At 68.9% G+C, this 5453-nt stretch carries 3 protein-coding genes and 1 pseudogene; 3 read left to right on the top strand and 1 reads right to left on the bottom strand.

The window, feature by feature from the left end; genetic code table 11:
* The first annotated feature begins 424 nt into the window (after positions 1-424).
* The 3 genes from Q0379_RS08250 (at position 425) to Q0379_RS08240 (ending at position 5274) form a co-directional block, all read left to right on the top strand.
* Entirely contained in the window at positions 425-2932 is a 2508-nt protein-coding gene (locus tag Q0379_RS08250; RefSeq protein ID WP_299006915.1) for a ribonuclease E/G, read from the top strand.
* 132 nt (positions 2933-3064) lie between these two features.
* A complete protein-coding gene (locus Q0379_RS08245) occupies positions 3065-4501 on the top strand; it encodes a M48 family metalloprotease (protein WP_299006912.1) in 1437 nt (478 codons plus the stop codon).
* A 26-nt stretch (positions 4502-4527) separates the two neighbouring features.
* The gene (locus Q0379_RS08240) at positions 4528-5274 is read left to right on the top strand and encodes a DsbA family protein (protein ID WP_299006910.1); all 747 of its coding nucleotides are present in this window, start codon (positions 4528-4530) and stop codon (positions 5272-5274) included.
* Between the two features lie 3 nt (positions 5275-5277).
* Here Q0379_RS08240 and Q0379_RS08235 read toward each other — a convergent pair.
* A pseudogene (locus Q0379_RS08235) lies at positions 5278-5453 on the bottom strand (thiazole synthase); the annotation flags it as partial.

Raw genomic sequence — 5453 nt, 5'->3', positions numbered from 1 at the left:
CGGCACTGCCGGTGCTCGCCGGCGCCGCAGCCGCGGCGGCCGCGGCCGTCGCAGTCGGGCGGCCGAGGAATCCGACGCATCCGCCGACGCGGAGCCGACCTCGGCCCAGGAGGCCGACACCGAGTCCGAGGACAGCGACATCGAGGCCGATGACTCGGCCGAGGAGTCGTCGCGTGACTCGAGCAGGCGCCGTCGTCGCCGTCGCCGCAGCGGCACCAGTTCCGAGGCAGGCGAGGACCCGCCCGGCACCGTGACGCGCGTCCGCGCCCCGCGCAGCACCCGTGACGAGCCGACAGCGGTCAAGGGCTCGACCCGGCTGGAGGCCAAGAAGCAACGCCGCCGCGAGGGTCGCGAGGCCGGTCGCCGACGCACGATCATCACCGAGGCCGAGTTCCTGGCTCGCCGCGAGGCCGTGGACCGGGTCATGGTCGTGCGCGGGCACGAGGACCGCACCCAGATCGGTGTGCTCGAGGACGGAATTCTCGTCGAGCACTACGTCTCGCGGGAAACCGCGACGACGATGGTGGGCAACGTCTACCTCGGCCGCGTCCAGAACGTCCTGCCGTCGATGGAGGCCGCGTTCGTCGACATCGGCAAGGGCCGCAACGCCGTGCTGTACGCCGGTGAGGTCAACTGGGACGCCGCTGGACTGGAGGTCAATCAGGCCAAGCGGATCGAGAACGCGCTGTCGTCCGGGGACACCGTGCTGGTCCAGGTGACCAAGGACCCGATCGGGCACAAGGGCGCGCGCCTGACCAGCCAGATCAGCCTGCCGGGGCGGTTCCTGGTCTATGTGCCCGAGGGGTCGATGACCGGCATCTCCCGCAAACTGCCGGACACCGAGCGGGCGCGCCTGAAGGCGATCCTCAAGGAGATCGTCCCCGACTCCGCCGGCGTCATCGTCCGCACCGCGGGCGTCGGACACAGCAAGGCCGAGATCAAGCGCGACTACGAATATTTGCTGCGTCTCTGGGAGAACATCCGCGAGAACACGCTGCACTCGATCGCGCCGGCGCTGATCTACGAGGAGGAAGACCTCGTCAAACGCGCCATCCGCGACATGTACGACAAGGACCTGGACGGCATCTGGGTCGAGGGCGACGCCGGCTACAAGGAAGCGCGCGACTTCATGCGCATGCTGATGCCGAGCCAGGCCAAGAAGGTCTTCAACTATCGCGACCCGACCCCGCTGTTCGTCAAGAACAAGATCGAGGACCACCTGGCCCAGATCTATTCGCCGGTCGTGCCGCTGAAGTCCGGCGGCTATCTGGTGATCAACCAGACCGAAGCCCTGGTCGCCATCGACGTCAACTCGGGCAAGGCCACGCGCGAGCGCAACATCGAGGCGACGGCGCTCAAGACCAACTGCGAAGCGGCCGAGGAGGCCGCCCGCCAGCTGCGCCTGCGCGACCTGGCCGGCTTGATCGTCATCGACTTCATCGACATGGATGAAGCCAAGAACAACCGCACGGTCGAGAAGGTCCTGAAGGACGCCCTGAAGGACGACCGCGCGCGCATCCAGATGGGCAAGATCTCGGGCTTTGGCCTGATGGAGATCAGCCGTCAGCGCCGCCGCACCGGCGTGTTGGAAGGCACCACCCACGTCTGCGAACACTGCGAAGGCACCGGCCGCGTCCGCTCGGTCGAGTCCAGCGCCCTGGCAGCTCTGCGCGCGGTCGAGGTCGAGGCCCTGAAGGGCTCGGGCAGCGTGATCCTGAAGGTCTCGCGCTCGGTCGGCCTCTACATCCTGAACGAAAAGCGCGCCTACCTGCAGCGCCTGCTGGAGACGCACGGCCTGTTCGTGACCGTGGTGGTCGACGACAGCCTGCACGCCGGCGACCAGGAGATCGAGCGCACCGAGCTTGGGGAGCGCATCGCCGTCGCCCCGGCGCCCTATGTCGACGAGGACGATGACTTCGACGACAGCGCCTACGAGGACGAAGCCGAGGACGACGAGGAAATCCTCGAGGACGAGGAAGACATCGAGCGCGAGGATACCGACGACGACGAGGCCTCGGCCCGCAAGCAGGCGCGCGATGACGAACGCGGCGACCGCAAGGGCCGTCGCCGTCGCGACCGCCGTCGCGGCCGTCGCGACGATCGTGAGACGGACGCCGAAGTCGACGTCGAAGCCGAAGGCGACGAGGAAGACGCCGATGACCGCGCCGAGTTCGGCGACGAGGACGAAGACGCCCGCCGTCGCCGTCGCCGTCGCGGTCGTCGCGGCGGCCGTCGCGGCGGTCGCGAGGACGGCGATCGTCAGACCGACGCCTATGTCTGGATCCGTCCGCGCGTCCCGTTCGGCGAGAACGTCTTCACCTGGCATGACCCGGCCGCCCTGGTCGGCGGCAATGGCGGCGAAGGCCGTCGCCCCGCGCCGGAAGCGCGCGCCGAGGCTCCGGCCGAGCGTCCGGAACGCGCCGAACGCCCCGAGCGCGAAGAGCGTCCCGCTCGCGAACGCGGTCGTCGCGGCCGTGACCGCGGCCGTCGCAACCGCGACGAGACGCCGGTCGCCGAGGCCGCCGTGGCCGAAGCCGCTTCGCCCGTCGAGTCGGTGTCCGTCGCCGAGCCCGCCGAGCCGTTCGAGGCGCCGATCCTGGCCCCGCCGGTGATCTCCGCCCCGCCGGCCGACGTCTGGGTCGAGCTGCCGGAAGCCGAGGAAGCGCCGAAGAAGCCCAAGCGCACCCGCTCGCGCAAAAAGACGACCGCCGAGGTCGCCGAGGCGGCCGAAGCCGTGGCTGAAGTCGTCACCGAATCGGCGGCGGTCGCCCCGCCCGAGCCGGAAGCCGCGCCGGTTGTCGAAGCCGCGCCCGCGCCGGCTCTGGAACCCGAGGTCGCGGCGGACGTCGAGCCGACTGCTCCGGCCGAGCCCGATCCGGCCGAGATCACCACCCCGCCTGAAAAGCCGCGCCGCGGCTGGTGGCGCCGGTAGTTGAGCTGAAAACGGCCCGCGCCTCCGATCGAGGCGCGGGCCGAAATCGTCGCAGGGAGCCCTTGTTCCCTCGCCCCGATAATCCAAGTTAGACTGATCGGGTTCGCGGGGGCGCGATCTGGAGATCATTCGATGACCTCGCGTCGAGGGCATGCCGGAAAGCGCCAGGCTGGGCGTGGATTGGTCGTCGCACTGTCGGCGCTGTCCATCGTCGCGTCCGGCGTGTCGGTTCCCAAGGTGGCTCTGGCCCAGGACGACGCCCCGTCCCTGATTCGCGACACCGAGATCGAAGAGATCCTGCACCACGACGCCGACCCGATCTTCGCGGCGGCGGGGCTTGATCCCAAGAACGTGCGAATCCTGATCGTCGGCGACAAGAGCTTGAACGCCTTCGCCACCCAGGGCCTGCAGATGGGCCTGAACACCGGCCTGATCCTGCAGACCGAAAATCCGAACCAACTGCGCGGCGTCATCGCCCACGAAACCGGCCACTTGGCCGGCGGCCACCCGATCCGTTCGGACGAAATGATGCGAGCGGGCCTCAAGCCCATGATCCTGACCATGGGTCTGGGCATCCTGGCGGCCCTGGCCGGCTCGCCCGACGGCGGCGCGGCCCTGATCGCCAACTCCCAGTACGCCGGCGCGCTGGGCGCGCTGGGCTACAGCCGCGAGCAGGAGTCTCGCGCCGACCAGGCCGGCGCCGGCTTCCTGGAGGCGACCGGCCAGTCGGGCCGCGGCCTCGTCGAGTTTTTCGACAACTTCCGCTACCAGGAAGTCTTCGATCAGGCCCGCCGCTTCGCCTATTTCCGGAGCCACCCCCTGTCGTCGGAGCGCATCGAGGTGCTGCGCAGCCGCGTCGAGCGCCAGCCGCACTACGGCGCCGTCGACACGCCCGAGGACATCGCCCAGCACGAGGTGATGAAGGCCAAGCTGGAGGGCTTCATCAATCCGCAGGTCGCCTTGATGAAGTACAAGGAAACCGACGCCAGCTTCCCGGCCCGCTATGCGCGCGCCATCGCCTACTACCAGATGAAGGACCCCGACCGGTCCCTGAAGCTGATCGATGGCCTGATCGCCGACAACCCTGACAATCCCTACCTCTGGGAGCTGAAGGGCCAGGTGCTGTTCGAGTTCAACCGCGTCGCCCTGGCCGAGGAGCCGCAGCGCAAATCGGTGCAGCTCAAGCCCGACGCCGCCCTGCTGCGGGTCAATCTGGGCCAGACCCTGATCAACCTGAACGATCCCGCCAAGGTCGAGGAAGGCGTCAAGGAGCTGAAGCGCAGCCTGCTGAACGAGCCCGACAACACCGTCGCCTGGCGCCTGCTGGCCCAGGCCTACGACAAGCAGAAGAAGGACGGCGAGGCGCGCCTGGCGACCGCCGAGCAGTACTTCTCGCTGGGGGCCGTCCGAGAAGCCCGCGTGTTCGCCATGCGGGCCCGTGAGCTGCTGCCCAAGGACACGCCGGACTGGCGCCGCGCCACCGACATCGTCCTGGCCTCTCGTCCCTCCAACCAGGACCTGAAGGACCTGGCCAAGGACGGGGCCATGCAGTCTAACCTGGGCCGCTAGAGCCCCCTTCCCTGTCAGAGACTTCGATGACCCTCCTTCGTCGCGCCGCGACCCTCGCTATCCCGCTGGCCATCGCCGGCCTGACCCTTGCCGGCTGCGAGCGGCCCGACGCCAAGCCGAGCGAACGGTTTGGCGAGAAGGTCCGCGCCTATCTGCTTGAGCACCCCGAGGTGCTGATGGAGGTCAGTCAGAAACTGCAGGAGAAGCAGGCCAGCCAGCAGGCCGCCTCGGCGCAGAAGGCGATCGGCCAGTACCGCCAGGCGATCGAGCGCGATCCGCGCGACGTGGTGATCAATCCGGCGGGGACGATCACGGTCACCGAGTTCTTCGACTACCGTTGCGGCTATTGCCGTCACGCCGCGCCCGAGATTGTCGAGCTGGTCCGGAGGAACCCCGATATCCGCCTGGTGCTGAAGGACTTCGTGATCTTCGGCCGCGACAGCGAGGCCGCCGCGCGGCTGATGCTGGGCGCCAAGGATCAGGGCAAGAGCCTGGAGCTCTACAAGGCCCTGATGGCCGAGAACGCGCTGGACGCCGCGGGCGCCCTGCGCATCGCCAAAGGCCTGGGGATCGACCTCGACAAGGCCAAGGCCGCCGGCGAGAGCCAGGCCGTGACCCAGCACCTGGCCGATACGGAAACCTTGGCGAAGACCCTGGCCCTGCAAGGCACGCCGGCCTTCATCGTCGGCGACACCCTGATCCCAGGCGCCGACATCAACGCCCTGAAGCTGGCGATCGAGCAGACCCGGGCCGGCAAGGCGAAGGCAGGCTGATCGCTAGATCAGCCCCGCCAGCGGCGAGCTGGGGTCAGCGTAGAGCCGCTTCTGCATGCGGCCGGCGAGATAGGCCTCGCGGCCGGCGATGACGGCGTGCTTCATCGCCTTGGCCATGCGGATCGGGTCCTTGGCCTCGGCGATGGCGGTGTTCATCAGGATGGCGTCGCAGCCCAGCT

The organism is uncultured Caulobacter sp., assembly GCF_937900395.1.
Classification (GTDB): Bacteria; Pseudomonadota; Alphaproteobacteria; order Caulobacterales; family Caulobacteraceae; genus Caulobacter.
Note: the sequence above shows the minus strand (reverse complement) of the source record. Positions and strands in the feature narration are given on the sequence as shown.

What these genes read in the sequence shown, in the direction of transcription:
- Q0379_RS08245 (WP_299006912.1), top strand. Translation starts at nt 3,065, where the DNA reads ATGACCTCGCGTCGAGGGCATGCCGGAAAGCGCCAGGCTGGGCGTGGA.
- Q0379_RS08240 (WP_299006910.1), top strand. Translation starts at nt 4,528, where the DNA reads ATGACCCTCCTTCGTCGCGCCGCGACCCTCGCTATCCCGCTGGCCATC.
- Q0379_RS08250 (WP_299006915.1), top strand. Translation starts at nt 425, where the DNA reads ATGGTCGTGCGCGGGCACGAGGACCGCACCCAGATCGGTGTGCTCGAG.